Source organism: Brachybacterium sp. GCM10030267 (assembly GCF_042666875.1).
Lineage (GTDB): Bacteria > Actinomycetota > Actinomycetes > Actinomycetales > Dermabacteraceae > Brachybacterium.
Genome location: NZ_JBHTCX010000005.1, coordinates 117,354 through 135,476 on the forward strand (window position 1 = coordinate 117,354; position 18,123 = coordinate 135,476).

Annotated in this window: 16 protein-coding genes and 2 tRNA genes; 7 read left to right on the top strand and 11 right to left on the bottom strand. The window is 70.6% G+C overall.

Annotation, left to right across the window (positions count from 1 at the left end; translation table 11 throughout):
* Entirely contained in the window at positions 1–2,517 is a 2,517-nt protein-coding gene (locus ACFQS2_RS04650; RefSeq protein ID WP_377792873.1) for an FAD-dependent oxidoreductase, read from the bottom strand.
* A 60-nt stretch (positions 2,518–2,577) separates the two neighbouring features.
* On the opposite strand from ACFQS2_RS04650, the gene ACFQS2_RS04655 reads away from it, so the two are divergent.
* Positions 2,578–3,318, top strand: a complete 741-nt coding sequence (locus tag ACFQS2_RS04655; RefSeq protein WP_377792874.1) for a GntR family transcriptional regulator — start codon at positions 2,578–2,580, stop codon at positions 3,316–3,318.
* Positions 3,319–3,378: 60 nt separating this feature from the next.
* On the opposite strand, the gene ACFQS2_RS04660 is transcribed toward ACFQS2_RS04655, so the two are convergent.
* The 3 genes from ACFQS2_RS04660 to ACFQS2_RS04670 all read right to left on the bottom strand — a co-directional run bounded on the left by ACFQS2_RS04660 (position 3,379) and on the right by ACFQS2_RS04670 (position 4,320).
* The gene (locus ACFQS2_RS04660) at positions 3,379–3,699 is read right to left on the bottom strand and encodes an MmcQ/YjbR family DNA-binding protein (RefSeq protein WP_377017545.1); all 321 of its coding nucleotides are present in this window, start codon (positions 3,697–3,699) and stop codon (positions 3,379–3,381) included.
* An 18-nt stretch (positions 3,700–3,717) separates the two neighbouring features.
* On the bottom strand, positions 3,718–4,098 hold the full coding sequence (locus ACFQS2_RS04665) for a nuclear transport factor 2 family protein (protein WP_377792875.1): 381 nt from the start codon (positions 4,096–4,098) through the stop codon (positions 3,718–3,720).
* Positions 4,099–4,244: 146 nt separating this feature from the next.
* A tRNA-His gene (locus tag ACFQS2_RS04670) sits at positions 4,245–4,320 on the bottom strand.
* A 128-nt stretch (positions 4,321–4,448) separates the two neighbouring features.
* On the opposite strand from ACFQS2_RS04670, the gene ACFQS2_RS04675 reads away from it, so the two are divergent.
* Positions 4,449–4,799, top strand: coding sequence for an MTH1187 family thiamine-binding protein (locus tag ACFQS2_RS04675; protein ID WP_377792876.1), 351 nt, complete (start codon positions 4,449–4,451; stop codon positions 4,797–4,799).
* A gap of 54 nt (positions 4,800–4,853) precedes the next feature.
* Here the strand turns inward: ACFQS2_RS04675 and orn are convergent, their stop codons facing one another.
* Together orn and ACFQS2_RS04685 are read right to left on the bottom strand one after the other, a co-directional pair.
* Entirely contained in the window at positions 4,854–6,746 is a 1,893-nt protein-coding gene (gene orn, locus ACFQS2_RS04680) for an oligoribonuclease (protein ID WP_377792877.1), read from the bottom strand.
* Positions 6,743–7,030: a hypothetical protein gene (locus ACFQS2_RS04685; RefSeq protein ID WP_377017554.1), complete on the bottom strand. Its 288-nt coding sequence runs from the start codon at positions 7,028–7,030 to the stop codon at positions 6,743–6,745. The genes orn and ACFQS2_RS04685 overlap by 4 nt, the downstream gene beginning before the upstream one ends.
* A 285-nt stretch (positions 7,031–7,315) precedes the next feature.
* Here ACFQS2_RS04685 and ACFQS2_RS04690 point away from each other — a divergent pair, with 285 nt between their 5' ends.
* Positions 7,316–8,149, top strand: a complete 834-nt coding sequence (locus ACFQS2_RS04690; protein WP_377792879.1) for an SDR family oxidoreductase — start codon at positions 7,316–7,318, stop codon at positions 8,147–8,149.
* Here the strand turns inward: ACFQS2_RS04690 and ACFQS2_RS04695 are convergent.
* Positions 8,097–8,999: a sigma-70 family RNA polymerase sigma factor gene (locus tag ACFQS2_RS04695; RefSeq protein ID WP_377792880.1), complete on the bottom strand. Its 903-nt coding sequence runs from the start codon at positions 8,997–8,999 to the stop codon at positions 8,097–8,099. The genes ACFQS2_RS04690 and ACFQS2_RS04695 overlap by 53 nt on opposite strands.
* A 79-nt stretch (positions 9,000–9,078) precedes the next feature.
* Here ACFQS2_RS04695 and ACFQS2_RS04700 point away from each other — a divergent pair, with 79 nt between their 5' ends.
* Complete coding sequence (locus tag ACFQS2_RS04700) at positions 9,079–9,375, top strand: hypothetical protein (protein ID WP_377792881.1); 297 nt, start codon at positions 9,079–9,081, stop codon at positions 9,373–9,375.
* A 7-nt stretch (positions 9,376–9,382) separates the two neighbouring features.
* Positions 9,383–9,736 carry a DoxX family protein gene (locus ACFQS2_RS04705; RefSeq protein WP_377792882.1) on the top strand — a complete coding sequence of 118 codons (354 nt, stop codon included), beginning with the start codon at positions 9,383–9,385 and terminating at the stop codon, positions 9,734–9,736.
* Between the two features lie 10 nt (positions 9,737–9,746).
* Here ACFQS2_RS04705 and ACFQS2_RS04710 read toward each other — a convergent pair.
* Positions 9,747–9,819: transfer RNA gene (locus ACFQS2_RS04710), tRNA-Arg, on the bottom strand.
* Positions 9,820–9,906: 87 nt separating this feature from the next.
* Here ACFQS2_RS04710 and ACFQS2_RS04715 point away from each other — a divergent pair.
* Entirely contained in the window at positions 9,907–10,347 is a 441-nt protein-coding gene (locus tag ACFQS2_RS04715; protein ID WP_377017566.1) for a hypothetical protein, read from the top strand.
* 13 nt (positions 10,348–10,360) lie between these two features.
* Here the strand turns inward: ACFQS2_RS04715 and ACFQS2_RS04720 are convergent, their stop codons facing one another.
* The 3 genes from ACFQS2_RS04720 to ACFQS2_RS04730 all read right to left on the bottom strand — a co-directional run bounded on the left by ACFQS2_RS04720 (position 10,361) and on the right by ACFQS2_RS04730 (position 17,268).
* Positions 10,361–11,212 (bottom strand): ABC transporter permease, encoded by an 852-nt coding sequence (locus ACFQS2_RS04720; RefSeq protein ID WP_377017568.1) that lies wholly within the window; start codon positions 11,210–11,212, stop codon positions 10,361–10,363.
* The gene (locus ACFQS2_RS04725) at positions 11,209–12,216 is read right to left on the bottom strand and encodes an ATP-binding cassette domain-containing protein (protein WP_377017571.1); all 1,008 of its coding nucleotides are present in this window, start codon (positions 12,214–12,216) and stop codon (positions 11,209–11,211) included. Before ACFQS2_RS04725 ends, ACFQS2_RS04720 begins: the two co-directional genes overlap by 4 nt.
* Positions 12,217–12,417: 201 nt before the next feature.
* Positions 12,418–17,268 carry a DEAD/DEAH box helicase gene (locus tag ACFQS2_RS04730; protein WP_377792884.1) on the bottom strand — a complete coding sequence of 1,617 codons (4,851 nt, stop codon included), beginning with the start codon at positions 17,266–17,268 and terminating at the stop codon, positions 12,418–12,420.
* Between the two features lie 152 nt (positions 17,269–17,420).
* On the opposite strand from ACFQS2_RS04730, the gene ACFQS2_RS04735 reads away from it, so the two are divergent.
* Positions 17,421–18,050, top strand: a complete 630-nt coding sequence (locus tag ACFQS2_RS04735) for a superoxide dismutase (RefSeq protein WP_377792886.1) — start codon at positions 17,421–17,423, stop codon at positions 18,048–18,050.
* The last annotated feature ends 73 nt before the right edge of the window (positions 18,051–18,123 follow it).

Consider the following 18,123-nt stretch of genomic DNA (forward strand, 5'->3'; position numbering starts at 1 on the left):
TCAGGCCTTCATCCGGGTGTCCTCGGGGTCGAACGGGGGCGTGCGCCCTACGGTCAGCACCGAGACCGGGTGATGACCGCCGAGATACTCCACCTGCAGCCGCGTCCCCTCGCTGGCCAGCTCCGGCGGCAGGTAGGCCATCAGCAGATAGCGGCCCAGCGACGGTGCCGGGCCGGCGGAGGTGACGTAGGAGCGCCGCCCGCGGGCGTCGACGATCGGGGCGCCGTCCGGCGTGAGGACGGGCTCGCTGCCGGTCATGAAGCGCGGTGGCGTCCCGTCGGCCGGTGGCTCGAGGGCGAGGGTGCACAGTGTGGCCGCCGGGCCGCTCTCGCGTGCCTCGAGGTAGGCCTGCTTGCCCACGAAATCCGGTCGCTTGACCTTCGGCAGTGCCAGCCCGGCCTCGACCGGGTCGTACTCCGCCGTGAGCTCGGCTCCCATCAGTCGGTAGGCCTTCTCCATGCGGCCCGTGGTGCCGTACACCCCGATGCCTGCGGGACGGACTCCGTGCTCCTGGCCGGCCTCGAACAGCATGTCCCACAGGCGCAGACCGTGCTCGCTGGGGACATGGATCTCCCAGCCGAACTCGCCGACGTAGGAGATCCGCAGCATCGAGACGGGCACCGAGCCGAGCTCGACGTCCTGCGAGGTGCCGAAGCCGAAGGCGGCGTCGGACAGATCATGTGTCGTCAGCGACGAGACCAGCGCCCGTGCCCGCGGGCCCCAGACACCGACCGTGCTGAGGGCCGAGGTCCGGTCCTCCAGGTGCACGCTGCCGTCGGCCGGCAGGTGATCGCGCAGCCACTTCAGATCCCTGCTGCCCTCGGCGCCGCCGGTGATCACCCGGAACTCCTCGGGCCCGCGGCGCACGATGGTGAGGTCACAGCGGAACCCGCCGGCGGGGGTGAGCATGGGGGTGTAGACCACGCGCCCGACCTGCACGTCGACCTTCGCCATCGCGAGGTGTTCGAGAAGGGCGAGGGCGCCGGGCCCGGAGACATCGAAGATGGCGAAGGCGCCGAGGTCGATCATCGCGACCCGCTCGCGCATCGCCAGGTGCTCGGCCTCGATGATCGGGGACCACCACCGCGCGTCCCACTCGCTGTCGCGCCGGGTGATCTGCCCGGCGTACTCCTCGACCAGGTCGGCGTTGGAGGAGTACCACTGCGGTCGCTCCCACCCCGCGGCCTCGAAGTACTCGGCCCCCAGCGCGTCGGTGCGCGGATGGAACGGACTGGTGCGCAGGGGGCGATCGGAGAGCCATTGCTCCCGGGGATGGCTGATGCCGTAGATCTTCGGGAAGCCCTCCGCGGCGCGCGCGAGCACGTGGGCCTGGGTGCGGGCGGCGGGGTGGAAGCGGGCGATGTCGGATCCGTGATGGTCGATCTCGCTGACGCCGTCGGTGATCAGCTCGGCGAGCATGCGGCCCACCCCGGCGCCTTCCTTGATCCACACGGCCGCCGCCGACCACAGCCCGCGCACCTCCGGGGTCTCGCCGACCAGCGCGCCGCCGTCGGGTGTCACCGACAGCAGCCCGTTCAGGGCCGATTGACGGGGCGGCTCGGGGGCGGTCAGCAGCTGAGGGAACATCTCCCGTGCGTGCTCGAGCTGCTGGGTGAAATCCACCTCGGTGAACGGGAAGGAGGTCGGGGAGGCCTGACCCGGCGCTCCGTAGGGCGGGATCTCCTCGGGACGGTGCAGCAGCGGCCGGTGCGCGTAGGAGCCGATCTCGAGGTCGGGCCCGCGCTGGCGCTCGTACATCAGGCAGTCCATGTCCCGCAGCAGCGGGAAGCTGATCCACTCCTCGCTGCGCTCGAGCTCGGGGATGGGGCCGACGTCGATCATCTGGTGCACGGCCGGGGTGAGCGGGATCGATGCCCCGGCCAGCGCGGCGATCCGTGGACTCCAGACGCCGCAGGCCACGACGACGAGCTCGGTCTCGATCTCGCCGCGGTCGGTGACGACGCGTTCGACCCGGCCGGAGGTGACCTGGATGTCGGTCACCTCGGTCTCGGGACAGACGGTCAGCGCGCCGAGATCCTCCGCGTACTGGCGGAAGAGGGCGCCGGCGGCCAGCGGGTCGACGATCGCGCCGGTGGGCGTGTGGAACCCTCCGATCAGGAGGTCCGCGTTGCAGTACGGTACGAGTTCCTGGATCTCGGCCGGGCTGATCAGATGCGCCTCGACGCCCCAGGATCTCGCCGAGGTCATGCGGCGGGTGAGCTCCTGCATCCGTTCCTGGCTGCGGGCGACCTCGATGCCGCCGCAGATCGAGAGCACGCCGAGCTCCTCGTACTGCCGCAGCGAGTCCACCGTCAGGTCGGTGACCTCCTTGGAGTGGTCGACGGGGAAGACGAAGTTCGAGGCGTGCCCCGTCGAGCCGCCCGGGTCCGGCAGGGGACCCTTGTCGATCTGGACGATGTTGCGCCATCCGAGGTCGGCGAGATGCCGGACAGCGGCATTGCCCACCACCCCGGCCCCGATGACGACGATGTCTGCGCGGTCCGGCAACTGTGCCATGGCGTCCTCCCGAACTCTCCGTGGGTATCCTCAAGATATATCAGCGAGGGGAGTGACGCCATGGGGTCGGACGACGAAGACCGCGACGACCACGACCGCGACGGTCGGGACGGGGCGCTCGACGGCCTGACGGTGCTCGTCCCGCCCGGGGTCACCCCGGCGTCGCTGTCACAGATCGCCTACTACCGCATCCGAGATCTGCTGGTCACCCTGGCCCTGCCGCCGGGGTCCGGGCTCGATGAATCCGAGCTCCGTGACCGGTTGCAGCTGGGCCGGACTCCTGTGCGCGAAGCGGTGCGGCGCCTGGCCGACGAAGGGCTGGTCACCGTCTATGCCCGTCGCGGGATGGTGGTCGCGCCGGTGGAGGTGCGCGATCTCAAGCACGTCTCCGAGGTGCGGGTCGACCTCGAGGGGCTCGGCGCCCGCCTGGCGGCCGAGCGGGCCGACGTGGAGGACCGGCGCCTGGCCACGGAGCTGCTGGCGGAGATCGAGCAGGCCCGACATGCCCAGCAGGCCCAGACTATCCGCGCACTGATCCGCACCGACCAGCGCGTCCACCACTGCGTCCATCGCGCCACGCACAATCGCTACCTTCAGGACACCCTCGGCACCTACCTCACTCTGAGTCTGCGCCTCTGGTTCCTCGGCCTGGAACGGGTCCAGCGCCTGGACGAGGCGGTCGACGAGCACGTTGATGTCCTCACCGCGGTGATCGAGGGCGACGCGGACCGCGCGGAGCAGGCGGCGCGCGCCCACGTCACCGGCTTCTGGCAGGAGATGCGCGAGGTCCTCATCGAGTGACCCGCGCCTCCGGCTCTCATGATCGTCACAGCCGTGAGTGCGTGGGCATGGGGCAGGCGGTCATATCCGGCGACCGGTCCGGGCCTCCCAGGCTTCGGCCAGCAGCTCCGCCAGCTCGTCCGGACAGATACGCTCGAGGCGCACCAGCACGCTTGCGTGCCCGCGATAGTGCGGCGTGGTGAAGAACGCGGCGGGGTCGGCAGCCAGCAGCACCTCGCGCTGGTCGAGGTCGGAGCGCCAGCAGACCAGGACGCCGGGTTCCTCGTGCATCCGGGCGAAGATCTTCCCGGCCGCGTAGAAGGCCGGGGTGCCGTACGAGGTCTTCTCGGTGACCTGCGGCAGCGCCATCGCCAGGCGCCGCACGTCCGATTCGTCGCTCACCGGCGGATCCGTTCCGGATCAGGCCTGAGCAGATGTATCGGCGGGGACCGGTGTCTGCTGATAGAGGGCGAGCCGCCACCGGCCGTCCCGCCGCGTGTACGTGGAGGACATGAGGGCGTTGAAGGGTGCCTCGTCCCCGCGGAATGCGAGCGCCGAGTAGACCAGGATCGCTGTCTCCGCACCGGCGCCGATCAGCCGTTCGTCGCGAATCTCGTAGCGGTCCCACGTCGGGGCATCGCGCAGCGAGGAGATGACGCTCTGCCGGTCGAAGACGTAGCCGTGGGCCAGGATCATGACGCCGTCCTCGGTCATGATCTCGCCGTAGAAGTCCGCCCCGGTGCCGTCGCAGAGCGCGCCCCAGCCCTGGTGCTCGAGTTCGAGCAGTTCGTCGATGTCCATGCTTCATCATGGCCGCGCGCGGCACACAACGGCAAGAAGGCGTTCCTGGTGAGCGCGACGCTGGCGCCGTGAAGGCAGCTTGGGAGCAATCGTGCCGTCCAGAGCGATCTCCGGACGGCACGTTGGACCTGTTTCCGCAGGTCAGATGGGGTGATCGACGGGATTTGAACCCGCGACCGCCTGGACCACAACCAGGAGCTCTACCAACTGAGCTACGACCACCATGTGCGAACCGTGGCCCGCAACGAGAGACGAGCATACCGTCTCCGAGCCTCGAACACCGCCTCCAGAGCGCCGGTGAGCATGTGAGACGCATTGCACCGGGCGTTCACGGGGCGGAGACTGCATCCATGATCGTTGCCTTCTCCATCCAGCCCACCGGTGAACCCTCCGACCCCGCCATCGCACGCCGGCTCACCGACGACGCCGACAGTGCCAGCGTCCACGATGCCGTGGCCGCCGCCGTGCGCATCGTGCGCGACTCCGGCCTCCCGCATCGCACCTCCTCGATGTTCACCGAGATCGAGGGCGAGTGGGACGAGGTGATGGATGTCGTGCGGCGCGCCACCGACGAGGCCGCTCGCTACGGCTCCCGCGTCTCGTTGGTGCTCAAGGCGGATATCCGTCCCGGCCGCACCGGTGAGCTCGACGGGAAGATCGATCGCCTCCAGACGGCCATCGACCGGCTCGACGAGAGCTGAGACGACGCCGCCGGAGCGGCGTCGTCCTGTCGAGCGGCTAGCGCAGCGACCGGCTCAGAGGTTCGAATCGAGCTGGCCGTCGGCCAGAGCCGCCGCAAGCGTCGGCGTGACCGGCAGGCGGGGGATGAGCGTGGCCTGGAAGGCATGGTAGATGTCCGGCTTGCCGGGCCACGTCACGCCCTGGGGCTCGTTGTCCGCATCGAGCTCGTGGAACCAGGAGCCGCCGTCCGCGTCGAGCAGGTAGGTGGAGATGTACTCCCACCACTGCTCGTAGCGCTCGGCCCACACGCGATCGCCGGTGACCTGGTACATCACGGCAGCGGCGCCGACGGCCTCGGCCGCGACCCAGTGCATCCGCTCGCGGGCCACCGGGGTGCCGTCCCAGTCCACGGTGTAGACGAAGCCGGGCGCTCCGTCGGCGCCGAAGCTGGCGGCGGACTTCTCCATCAGCGCGGTGGCGGCCTCCAGCATCCACTCCGGCGCCTGCCCGTCGGCCGCGATCAGTGCGGCGCGCCCGTGCAGCACCAGGCGGGCCCACTCGATCCAGTGGCCGACGGTCGCGCCGTAGGGCCGGAAGGGGTGGTTCGGCTGGTCGCGGTTGTAGTCCAGCAGCGGGTTCCAGTCGGTGTCGTAGTGCTCCGGCAGGGCCCAGTCGTTGGCGCGGGCGAACTCGTCGATCGCGCGCGTCATGATGCCCACGGCGCGGTCCAGCCAGCGACGCTCACCGGTGACGTCGGCCGCCGCCAGCAGGGCTTCGACCGTGTGCATGTTCGCGTTGATCCCGCGGTACTCCTCGCACTCGGTGAAGGTGCGGTCGAAGGTATCGACGCTCATGCCGGCGGATTCCTCGAAGAACTTCTCGTCGAGCACCGCGAGGGCCTCGTCCAGCAGCTCCTGGGCACCGGGACGGCCGGCGGCGAGAGCGGAGGAGGCGGCCAGGACCACGAAGGCGTGCGCGTAGGCCTGCTTGGAGTCGTCGACGGGCTTGCCGTCGGCCACCGAGGCGAACCAACCGCCATGCTCGGCATCGCGGAAGACGCCCCGCAGCGAGGCGACGCCGTGGTCGGCGAACCGGCCGAAGTCGGGCCGACCCAGCAGGTGGCCGAGGGCGAAGCTGTGCGTCATCCGGCAGGTGATCCACAGCTCCGAGGGGCGCGAAAGATCCGGGGCGCCGTCCTCGTCGAGCCAGGCGAAGCCACCGTCCTCGCGGACCGATTCCGAGCCGAACACGAGCAGCTCATCGCCCTCGCCCTCCAGCCAGGTGCGGTGCGAGAGGCGGTCGAGCCAGGGGGTGTGGGGGCCGGGCGCAGGGGTCACGGACGTCTCCTCGGTGAGTTCGAAGGTGCGGGACGCCTCCTGCGCCTGGGCCGTGGTCGGGCCCGGCTCGGCGGTCAGCAGCACCTGGCGGTAGTACTTCAGCTCCTGGATGGACTCGCGGATGTCGGCGAGAGCGCGGTGGCCGCCGTGCTTGGCGGGGATGTTGTAGTAGACCCGAGGGAACCAGCGCTTAGCGAGCTCCTTGAAGCTGGAGACGTCGATCGTGCGGTACGACAGCCAGCCCGCGAACACCGGCAGGTCGCGGTCCAGGAAGACGCGGTCGGTGCCGACGCTGTTGCCCGCCAGCGGTGCCTTGCCCGGCTCGGGGCAGAACTCCTGGACGTAGGCCAGACACAGCTCCTCGGCCTCCTCGAGGCTCATCCCGGCATCGAGCTCGTCGATGAGTCCCGAGGTGGTGTGCATGTTCACCACGAAGGGATCCATGCCCTCGACAGCCTCGGCCGGAGGCTTGATGACGAGGTCGATGCCCTCGCCGAGGATGTTCAGATCGGCGTCGGTGACGAGGACGGCGATCTCGACGAGCGCGTCGCGCTCCCTGTCGAGGCCGGTCATCTCGCAGTCGACCCAGATGATGCGGTCGTTGATGGCGCGGGAGGAGGTGGATGTCACCGGACCACACTATCGCGGGCGCGCGAGGGCGGGTCGGCTCTGCGACGGGCACGCCGACGGATCTCCTCGACCGCGCTGAGCACCAGCAGGACGGCGACCACCACCAGCAGCACCCACGCCTCGAAGATCACCGCGAGGGCAGCGGCGAGCACCAGCGCCAGGAGATAGACCACGTTCAGGACGCGGACAGAGACCCCGAGCAGGCGGGCCCCGAAGCGTCCCCGCAATAACCGGAGCGCGAGCAGGAGGGCGATGCCGCCGACCGTGAGGGCCTTGATGATCATGGGGGCTCCTCGGGAGTCGAATGCTCGGGCTGATGCTCGGACGCTGGACGCGCCCGCCCGCTCGCAAGAGCTGCGCGGTGCCTCGACGCCTCAAGCCATGGACCGTCCTCGAGCGTAGTCCTCCTCCGCCACGGTGCTGACATGGTGACGACGTCCGGTGCCGACCGGGCCCGACGGGCTGTGCGGTCGGAGATCTCCGTGGCTCTCGGGCACCCTTGACTTCAACCATTGTTCAACCCTCAGTGTGAGTCAGTGCATGAAGACGATCACCACGGAGGAGAGACGATGACACCCTTGATCCTGGTCACCGGCGCCACGGGAAACACCGGCCGGCACGTCGTAGCAGGGCTCCTCGCCGAGGGGTATCGCGTGCGAGCGCTGACCCGCGACCCGGAGCGAGCGGCTCTTCCTGAGGGGGCGGACGTCGTGGCGGGCGACGTGAGGCGTCCCGCCGACGTGGCGGCCGCGGCGCGGGGCGCGACAGCCGCCTACCTGATCTGGCCGGGAACGGACGACGAGGCCGCCGGCGCGGGAGAGGTCATCGAGGCCCTGGCTCGTCGCGTCGGACGCGTCGTCTACCTGTCCGCGACCGAGGCGGAGGAGGGCGGCGTCTGGGGTGCAGTGGAGCGAGCCATCCGGGACTCGGTTCCCCAGTGGACCTTCCTGCGGGTCTCCGGGCTGGCGGTCAATGCCCTGGCGTGGTCCGACCAGATCCATCGCGGAGTCGTGCGGGCGCCGTTCGGCCGCATGCGCCGCTCGCTCGTCCACGAGCAGGACGTGGCGGCGGTTGCCGTGCGAGCTCTCGTCGACGACGGTCACGCGGGCCGCTCCTATGTCCTCACCGGACCGGAGGCGATCAGCCAGATCGATCAGGTCCGCGTCATCGCCGAGGAGGCTGAGCACGACGCCGTCTGGGAGGAGCAGACGGCGGCTGACGCGCGGCCCGCTCTGGCCGCAGAAGTGGGAGAGGACTTCGCCGACATGATCCTGGCGGCCTGGGCTGCAAGTGCCGACACTCCTGAACCGGTCTCGCAGGACGTCGCTCGGGTCCTGGGCAGGCCGCCGCTCACCTTCCGTCAGTGGGCGCGAGACCACCGCGCGGACTTCGCGGCATCTTGACCACACCCGACGTCGTGCCCGGCACACGGAGATGCTCGCGACGGTACGGGGCCAGATCGACGCGGTGGACGGCACCGCCATCGATGGTCAGCCTGACGGTGATCAGCGGGATGCCGCCGGGCGCGATCACCGCGCCGGGAACACCGTCGATGAGGAGCGGGACGCCCATGAGGATGCGGTGGCGGAACGAGCGGGTCTCCTTCGCGACGGCTCGCGCCCCGTGCACGACGGTCGGAGTCTGAGACGGAAGCAGAGTGCGATCTGCGACGCGCACGGCATCGGGAGCGAGGAGGCGGGTGAGCCGCTCGAGATCCCCACTGCCGGCCGCCTCGAGGAAGGCGGCCACGACGCGCGTGTGCTCCGCGTGCACGGCCGGATCCGCCGGCTGCTCGGGATCGATTCGATGACGAGCACGGCTGGCCAGCTTCTTCGCCGAAGCGGGTGAGGTCTCGAGCACCGAGGCCACCTGCTCGAAGGGGACGCCGAAGATGTCATGGAGGACCAGCGCGACGCGCTGGGGCGGGGTGAGCTGGGTGAGGACGACCAGCAGTGCCCGGGAGACGTCGTCGCGCCGGAGCGCGTGCTCCTCGGGCGCGAGCGCCTCGTCGGCGGGATCCTTCTCGGGCAGGGGAAGCTCCCGGTGGCGCCGCTGGGAGCGGAGATGGTCGAGAGACAGTCGCGCGGTGATCGTGGTCAGCCATCCCTGCGGGTTCTGGATCTCAGCGGAGTCGGCCCGTCGGGCACGCAGGTAGGCCGATTGCACGATGTCTTCCGCATCGTGCACGGAGCCGACGATGCGGAGGGCGACGGCGAGCAGATGGGGCCGAACGTTCTCGAAATCCTCGAGCATGGGTCACCTTTGTCGGGGGCGGGACGTCAGAAGGAGTGAGGAAGCCCCACCTGACGACCCCCGCACGAGAGGCCTGACCATGACTCTACAGATCGTTCGCTTCCGACCTCACGCGCACCGTCTGGCGGACATCGAATCAGCGCTCCACGAGCTCTTCGTCGCCCTTGCTGCAGCTGCCCCGGACGGCGTGGAGTACACGGCCATCCGGGTAGGAGAACCTCCGGAGATACTGCTGCTACTGGATCTGCGCGATGCCGCTGAGAATCCCCTGACCAGCCTGCCCGAGTCTCTGGCTGTCCGGGAGAGGATCGCCGACTGGGCCGGGCGACCGGTGCCGCCGCAACCGGCGACGGTTCTCGGGCACTACGAGGCATGAGCGCGCCATGCTGATCACGGTACTGAACGTCCTCCTGGTCGTGTGCCTCGCCGCGAACATCGCCATCGTCGTGGCGGATCTCCTTCCCGCGAAGTTCGTGCTGGAGAACTCCGACGAGGTCGGCCTGAGCAGATCCGTGCTTCCCCTCCTCGCGGCTCTGAAGGCGGCCGGGGCTCTCGGCCTCGTCGTCGGGCTGCTCTGGCTGCCCTGGGTAGGCCTCGTGGCAGCCACCGGCCTGGTGCTGTTCTACGTCGGCGCCGTCTGGAGGCATGTGAGCCAGCGCGTGCTGCACAACATCGCGTTTCCGCTGGCCTACCTCACCCTCGCGGTCGCGGCGGCGGCACGCTTCACCCTCGGGTGAAGCTGCGGAGCGCCCCCAGCAGGACTCGAACCTGCAACCTACGGATTAGAAGGCCGTTGCTCTATCCATTGAGCTATGGAGGCTGACGGCCCCGGAGTCTACCGAGGATCCGACAGGCCGATCGTACGGACGAGCCCCACGGTGACCGGGGCAATGGTTGTCTGGTCACCATGGCGGAGAACACATCGCGCTCCCGGCGCCGGCAGCTGCAGGTGGCAGCTGTGCTGCTGCTGGTCCAGGGCGTCCTCATGGAGGCCTCCGCCGCCCTCGGCCTGCTGGCGCTGCTGGCCCTGCGCATCCCGCCGGAGGTGATCACGGAGCGCACCGAGATCTTCGCTCTCGCGTATCTCCAGGACAACCTCTACTCGATGATGGCTCTCAGCGGAGTCTTCGCCGCGCTGAGGATCATCGGCGGCATCGCGCTGCTGCGGAACCGGCTCTGGGGGCTGGTGCTGTCTCTGGTCAACTGTGCGGTCACGCTGGTGCTGACGGTCCTGCTGCTGCCGGTGGGGATCGCCGACGGGGTCCTCTCCGGCGCCGCGCTGGTGCTGATCCTGCGGGGCTGGCTGGGCACGGACGAGGCGGGGGCACCGCGTCGGATCGTGCCCTGAGGGATCGTGCCGCTCAGGACTTGCGGTTGTAGATCACCATCGAGATCGGCCCGAACACGGCCACCAGGGCGGCGCAGTAGATGAACACTGTCAGCAGCGACCCGCCGTCGTACGTCCCGCTCATCAGCTCACGCACGGTGCCGACCACCACGGAGATCGGGTTGACCTCGACGGCCGCCCGCAGCCAGCTCGGCATCGTCTCGGGGCTGACGAAGATGTTCGAGGCGAAGGTCAGCGGCATCAGGATGAACATTGAGACGCCCATCGCCGCCTGCTCGCTGCGCACCATCAGCGCGATCATCGTCCACACCCAGGACAGGCTGAAGGAGAACACCAGCAGCAGGGCGAAGGCCGCCAGCACCCCGATCAGGCCGCCGTCGGGACGGAATCCCATCACCACGCCCACCAGCAAGATGATCACTCCCGCCAGCGCATAGCGCACCTGATCCCCGAGCAGCGCGCCCACCAGCTGCGAGGGCCTCCACACCGGCAGGGAGCGGAACCGGTCGAAGACCCCCTTGGAGATGTCACGGTTCAGGGTGAGCCCGGTGTACATCGTGATCATGATGAGGGTCTGGACGAAGATGCCCGGGATCAGGAACTGCACGTACTGACCCACCGACCCGGCCAGCGCCCCGCCGAAGATGTAGGTGAACATCACCGTCATCATGATCGGGAAGATCGTCACGTCGAACAGCTGCTCGGGGACGTGCTTGATCTTCAGCAGGGCACGCCAGCCGTAGGTGAGGCAGGCGCTGAGCGCCGAGGCGCGGCGGGGACGATCCCCGGGGGCGACGAGGACGCTGCGGATCCGGTCCGGGGCCGTCGCGGTCGCGGTGCCCGGTGAGACGGTGGCCTGGTTCATGACGTGCTCACACTCTCCTCGTCGGCGCGGGTTCCGTCATCGTCGGTGCTGCGGGCTGTGTCGGCGTGCTCACCGGTGAGCGCCAGGAAGACCTCGTCCAGGCTGGGATGGCCCAGAGCGAAGGACTCGACCTCGACATCGGACTCCTCCAGCGCTCGCAGTGCGCCGGCGGCGCCGCTGGTGGACTCCAGTCGCACCACCAGCGCCGAGGGATCCGGCTCCCGCGTGGCCTCCGCCGAGGTGGCGCGGGTGAGGACGTCGGCCGCCAGTTCCCGCTGCGCGGGGTCGGCGACCCGCACCTTCAGTGCCCCGGCGCCCACCTGGGCCTTCAGCTGTCCGGAGGTTCCCTCCGCGATCACGCGGCCGTGATCGATGACGGCGAGGCGGTCGGCGAGCTGATCGGCCTCTTCGAGGTATTGGGTGGTCAGAAGCACGGTCGTCCCGGCGGAGACCAAGGTGCGCACGATGTCCCACACTTGGTTGCGGCTGCGCGGATCGATCCCGGTGGTCGGCTCGTCGAGGAAGATCAGCTCGGGGGTGACCAGCAGGGACCCAGCGATATCGAGGCGGCGGCGCATCCCGCCGGAGTACTTCTTGACCTGGCGGCCGGCGGCGTCATCGAGACCGAAGGCGTCGAGCAGCTCGAGGCCGCGGGAGCGGGCGCGGCGATTGCTGTAGCCCAGCAGGCGTCCCAGCAGCATCAGGTTCTCGATGCCGGTGAGGTCCTCGTCCAGCGACGCGAACTGTCCCGTCAAGGCGATCTTCTCGCGCACGGTGCGGGCCTCGGCGACGACATCGTGGCCGAGCACCTGGGCGTGGCCGGCGTCGGGCCGCAGCAACGTCGCGAGCATGCGGATGGCGGTGGTCTTGCCGGCGCCGTTGGGGCCCAGCACCCCGTATACCCCACCGCGGGGGACGACGAGGTCGATACCGTCCACCGCGACGTTGTCGCCGAACCGTTTGACCAGGCCCTCGGTGCGGATTGCTTCACGGTCGGCGTTCACGGGGGCGCCTCCTGGACGTGGACGTGGACGTGGTCGGCGGGGGCGGACGAGGATGTGCTCGGCCCGGGCAGCTGGGCCGGGCCGTCGGACGAGGCGCCCGCAGGGCGTCACCCGCCATCGTCGACGGCCCGAGCCGGTCGGTCCAGTGCTTTTCGGACATCGTGACCGCTCAGAGATACTCAGCGGCCGACGGTCGCTCTCCTACCGCCCGTGGAAGCGGAGGCTCTTGGGGGAGCGGGAGAAGCCGGCGCGCAACAGGGCGTCCACGGCTCGGCGGGACGCGGCGGTCTGCTCGGCCTCGGGGGCGGTGACGGCCACGCCATCGATCTTCTCGATCGCGACGCGTCCCAGGCGCCCCGCATCGGCCGCCTGCGCGAGGGCCGAGGCCGCCTCGTGCGCGCAGCCCTCGTCGTGCTCGAGCCACCACCGCAGCGACCTGCCACCGGCTTCGAGGTAGGCGGCCGCCTGGCCACGGACGATCACCACGTGCGCCCCGGCGCGACGCTGTGGCCGCCCCGCCGCGCGGGACTCCGGCCACGGGAGCACCGCGCCGAAGGGGTTCGCCGGGTCCAGCGCGGAGAGGACCACCGTGGGGCCGCCGGGCTGGGCCGAGCGCAGTCGGTCCACGGCAGCGGCCTGGGCGAACTGGGCGGCGCCCAGGCCCTCGACGAAGTAGCCGCGGCGCACAGAGCCGGAGTCCTCGAGATCGGCCAGCTCGCGGAACACCGAGGACCAGCCGCCGGGGACACCCTCCTGGGTGACCGCGCCGCGGGTCAGCAATCCGTGGCGATCGATCAGCAGAGCGACCCGTGCCGCACGGCGGGCCGACGGGTCGACATCCGGGATCCGCACCGCGCTCCAGCGCCCCCGGGCGGCCGGTCCCGTCAGCGACGCCAGCGCCGAATCCTCGCTCTCCGCGCGCAGCAGGGAGGCCGACAACCGGGCGGCACCGCGTCGGCCTCGCCGGGAGGCGGACCCGCCGCGGCGGCCGGGAGACCGAGCGGGCGCGGGACGGGAGGCGGCCTGCTGGCCCGGCAGCGCGGTGAGCGAATCAGGGGTCGCCAGGCCCGCCAGGGCCAGCTCCTCGAGCGCCGCGGCCACCTGGGCCAGCGACAGGGAGGAGTCATCCCCGCGCCGTCGGCGCACCGCGGCGGCCAGGTCGGACAGACGCACCGGGCCGACGGCATCATCCAGCGCGTCCAGGACCAGCCGAGGAAGGGACCCCGCCTCCAGGGCGGCTCGGGCCCCGGCGATCTCCTCGCCATCGATCCCCAGCGCCATCGCGTCCGCGAGATGGAGCTTGACCAGAGGCTCTCGTGATCCGCCGCCCCCGCGGGCGGTCAGGACCACCTCGCCGCGCGACAGGGACTCCTCGAGCAGACGCTGGGCGGAGGCCCCCAGTCGCACGGGCAGCAGATCCTCCCGCCACACGCTCAACGGCGCCTCCAGTCCGGTGAGCTGGTCGATGACGTCCGCCAGCGCGTCCGCGGCAGCATCCGGGTCGGTTGCTGGGGTTGCTGGGGTTGCTGGGGTTGCTGGGGTTGCTGGGGTTTCCGGCTCCGTCCCCACGCCGTGCCATCCCAGCGTGAAGGTGGCGAAGGCAGTGGGCGAGACGGGCGCGATGTCACGGCGGGAGGCGGTCAGCGAGGCCCGTCGGATCCGCCGCAGCACGTCGGCATCGACCCACTCCTCGCTCTCGCGGCCCGGGAGGAACCCGCCCCGGGAGAGCACCCGCCGCGCGGAGAGCTCCGCGAGGGTCGACCGCACGGTCTCGGGCGGCAGCGGAAGGTCCTCGATGAGTTCCTCGGCCGTGAACGGGCCGTGCGAGCGAGCCCACCGCGCCACGACCTGCACCGCGGCGTCCTCGACGGGGTCGAGCACCACCGGCGGCAGCTGTCCCTCAGCGCCGCTGGGCAGCACCTCGCTCCCGGCGGCGTCCCGCCACAGGCCTGCCTCCTCGACCAGGGCGAGATGCTCGTCGTCGTGCCAGTGCAGTCGCAGAATCCTGCCCGCCGCTTCGAGCTCCGCGACAGCGCCGCGGACGGTGGCGGGGTCGGGCGCGGGCGCAGTATCGGTATCGGCCTCCGCGACCGGGCCGGTGCGCGAGAAGCGCGCGAGCACCTGCGCCTGGGTCAGCGGCCCCAGTCGGCGCAGGGCGTCGGCCAGATCCTCAGCGTCCCGGATCGCGCGCTCGGGGCTGAGCAGCTGCGCGTCCGCGCAGACGCGGGCAATCGCCTCCGGCACCAGCAGCTCGCGCAGCGACACGGTCCCCAGCAGCTCCGCCAGGACCGACTGATCCAGGGTCAGGGCCGCGGTGCGGCGCTCTGCCAGCGGGGCATCGGCGTCGTAGATGAAGGTGCCCTCGTACCCGAACAACACGGCGCGGGCGATGGGGCTGGGCTGGTCGACGTCGACCTCGACCAGCTCGATGCGGCTGGCCTCGAGGTCATCGAGCAGTGCGGTCAGGGCGGGCACGTCGTACTCGTCCTGCAGGCACTCCCGCGCCGCCTCCAGCATCATCGGGAAATCCGGATGGTCCCGGGCGGCGTCCAGCAGGGTGGCCGAGCGCTGTCGCTGCTGCCACAGCGGCGCCCGCGAGGTCGGCACCCGGCGCGGCAGCAGCAGCGCCCGCGCCGAGCACTCGCGGAAGCGGGAGGCGAAAAGGGCCGAGGAGCCCACGAGGTGGTGGACCGTCTGTTCGATGACGTCGGGGGAGAACAGCACCAGGTCCGCGGTCGGTGCGGCCGCACCCTGCGGCAGCCGCAGCACGATGCCGTCGTCCGTGGCGACGACCTGGACCTGCGAGCCGCCGGTCTCCCGCAGCCGGTCGCTGATCGCCAGTGCCCACGGGGCGGTGACCCGCCGGCCCAGCGCGCAGTGCACCACGATCCGCCAGTCGCCGAGATCGTCGATGAAGCGCTCGAGGACCAGGCGCCGGCTGCTGGGGATCACCCCGGCGGTCTGGTTCTGCCGCTCCAGCAGCTGGTGCACCTGGGCGCGAGCATGGGGATCCAGACCCAGGCCCGTGAGCGCCTGCTCGCGCTCGCCGGGATCCTGCTCGGCGAGCTCCTCGAGGTACTCGCCGATCGCCTGACCCAGGGTCGGGGGCCGGGTCGCGTTGTCGGCGTGCCAGAACGGGAGCCGCCCGGAGAATCCGGGGGCGGGGGAGACGGTGACCCGCTCATGGGTGATCTCCTCGATCCGCCAGCTCGAGGTGCCCAGCGTGATCACATCACCACGGCGGGACTCATAGACCATCTCCTCGTCCAGCTCGCCGACCCGGCGGGGCTGCTCCGCGCCGGCTTCGAGGAACACCGGGAACAGGCCACGGTCGGGGATCGTGCCGGCATTGGTGACCACCAGGCGCTGCACGCCGGGCCGGGCCGTCAGCACGCCCCGCTCGCGATCGTGGATCAGCCGGGGCCGCAGCTCGGAGAAGGCGGTCGAGGGGTATCGCCCGGTCAGCATGTCGACAACGGCATCGAACGCGCTGCGGGGAAGCTCCGCATAGGGGTGGGCGGACCGGGCCACCTCCAGCCACCGACCGACATCCAGCTCGTCCAGGGCGGCGGCTGAGAGCGTGTGCTGGGCCAGCACATCCAGGGCGTTGCGAGGCACCTCCAGCGGCTCCAGCCGGCCCGCCGCCGCCTCGCGCACCATGAGCGCCGAGTGGACGACGTCCAGCGCATGCAGTGGATGCAGCCTCCCGCGGGAGACGTCGCCGACCCCGTGGCCGGCCCGGCCCACGCGCTGCAGCAGCGAGGCGACCGCGAACGGCGCGGAGACCTGCACGACGCAGTCCACCGCCCCCATGTCGATGCCCAGCTCGAGCGTGGAGGTGGCGACGACGCAGCGCAGCGACCCGGCCTTGAGCAGGTCCTCCGTCTGCCGGCGCGCCTCCTTGGACATGGAGCCGTGATGGACGCGGGCGATCTCGCCGGCCTCAGCGCTACCGCTGTCGCCCTGGAGGTCGGCACGTTCGAGGATCGCCTCGGGCTCGCTCGCGCGCAGCCGTCGATGCAGGAGGTTCAACCGCTCGGCGATCCGCTCGGCCTGACGCCGGGAGTTGGAGAAGACGATCGTGGAGCGGTGCGCCTCGACCTCGGCCAGGACGGCCCGCTCCACGTGCGGCCAGATCGTGCCGGAGACGTCCTCCTCGTCGACCGCGTCGGCCGGGGGAGCGACGTCGTCCATGTCCGGTACGGGCACCGTGACGCCGAGGTCCCACTGCTTGGCGCCCGGCGGGGAGACCACCCGTGCCCTGGTTCCGGCGGGGGAGAGGAAGCGAGCGACCTCCTCAGCGGGCTCCACCGTCGCCGAGAGGCCCAGTCGCTGCGGCCGACGGCGCTCGCCGGGCGCGTCGCCACCCGTGATCAGGGCATCCAGCCGCGCCAGGGACAGGGCCAGATGCACGCCGCGCTTGCTGCCGGCGACCGCGTGGACCTCGTCGAGGATGACGGTGTCCACGTCCATCAGCGTCTCCCGCGCGGCGGAGGTCAGCATGAGGAAGAGCGACTCGGGCGTGGTGATCAGGATGTCCGGCGGGTGAGCGATCAGCCGTCGCCGCTCGGAGGAGGTGGTGTCCCCGGAGCGCACGCCCACTCGGACCGGTGCCGCCTCGTGTCCGGAAGCCTCCGCCAGCGCGGCGATGCCGGCGAGCGGGCGGCGCAGATTGCGCTCGACGTCGACGCCCAGCGCCTTCATCGGGGAGATGTACAGGACCTGGGTGCGCTCTCTGCGCTGCTCCTCGGCCGACGGGGCGAACATGAGATCGTCCAGCGCGCGCAGGAAGGCCGCCAGCGTCTTGCCGGAACCGGTCGGTGCGATCACCAGGGCATCCTCGCCCGAGGCCACGGCGTCCCAGGCGCCCAACTGCACAGGGGTGGGCGCACCGAGATCCCGGGCGAACCATGCCCGCGTGGCCGGGTGCAGGCTCTCCGGCAGCTCGCGGTGCTGTGGTGCGTCGACCGACCTGTCGAACGTCCGGTCGGTGCCGACGCCCTCCGCGCTCTGCACGGAGGGCGTGATCAGCCGCTGGTCATCGTCGCTCACCCGCCCATTGTCCCGCGGGCGGCTGCCGAGCGGAGCGGATCGAGGATGATCCCGGCCCTGCCACAGGCGGCGAAAAGTGGAAGGATGAGAGGCGATGCGCTTCGAACGCGGAGCGCGCGAGCACGACCGAACGTCTACCGAAAGGGAACGACATGGCGGAATACACGCTTCCGGATCTCGATTACGACTACGGGGCTCTCGCGCCGTCCATCTCGGGGCAGATCATGGAGCTGCACCACTCCAAGCACCACGCGACCTACGTCAAGGGCGCGAACACGGCGCTGGAGCGTCTGGCGGCGGCCCGGGAGTCGGGTGACTTCACCTCGGTCAACCAGTTCTCCAAGGATCTGGCGTTCAACCTCGGTGGTCACACGAACCACTCGATCTTCTGGAAGAACCTCTCCCCGGAAGGTGGGGACAAGCCCACCGGTGAGCTGGCCTCCGCGATCGATGAGTACTTCGGCTCCTTCGATGCGTTCCGCTCGCACTTCACCGCTGCGGCGCTGGGTATCCAGGGCTCGGGCTGGGCCGTGCTGGCCTACGAGCCGGCCGGTGGCAATCTGGTGATCGAGCAGTTCTACGATCAGCAGAACGGGGTGCCGGTGGCGACGATCCCGCTGTTCCAGCTGGATATGTGGGAGCACGCCTTCTACCTCGACTACCAGAACGTCAAGGCGGACTACGTCAAGGCGATCTGGGACATCGTGAACTGGGCCGATGTGGCCAAGCGGTTCGAGAACGCCCGCTCCAGCGCCTCCGGTCTGGTCGTCCCCCAGGCCTGATCGCGCGCGTCGATCCCGAGGGGATCGACACACCATCGCCGGCGGCCGGTCCCCACAGCGGGGGCCGGCCGCT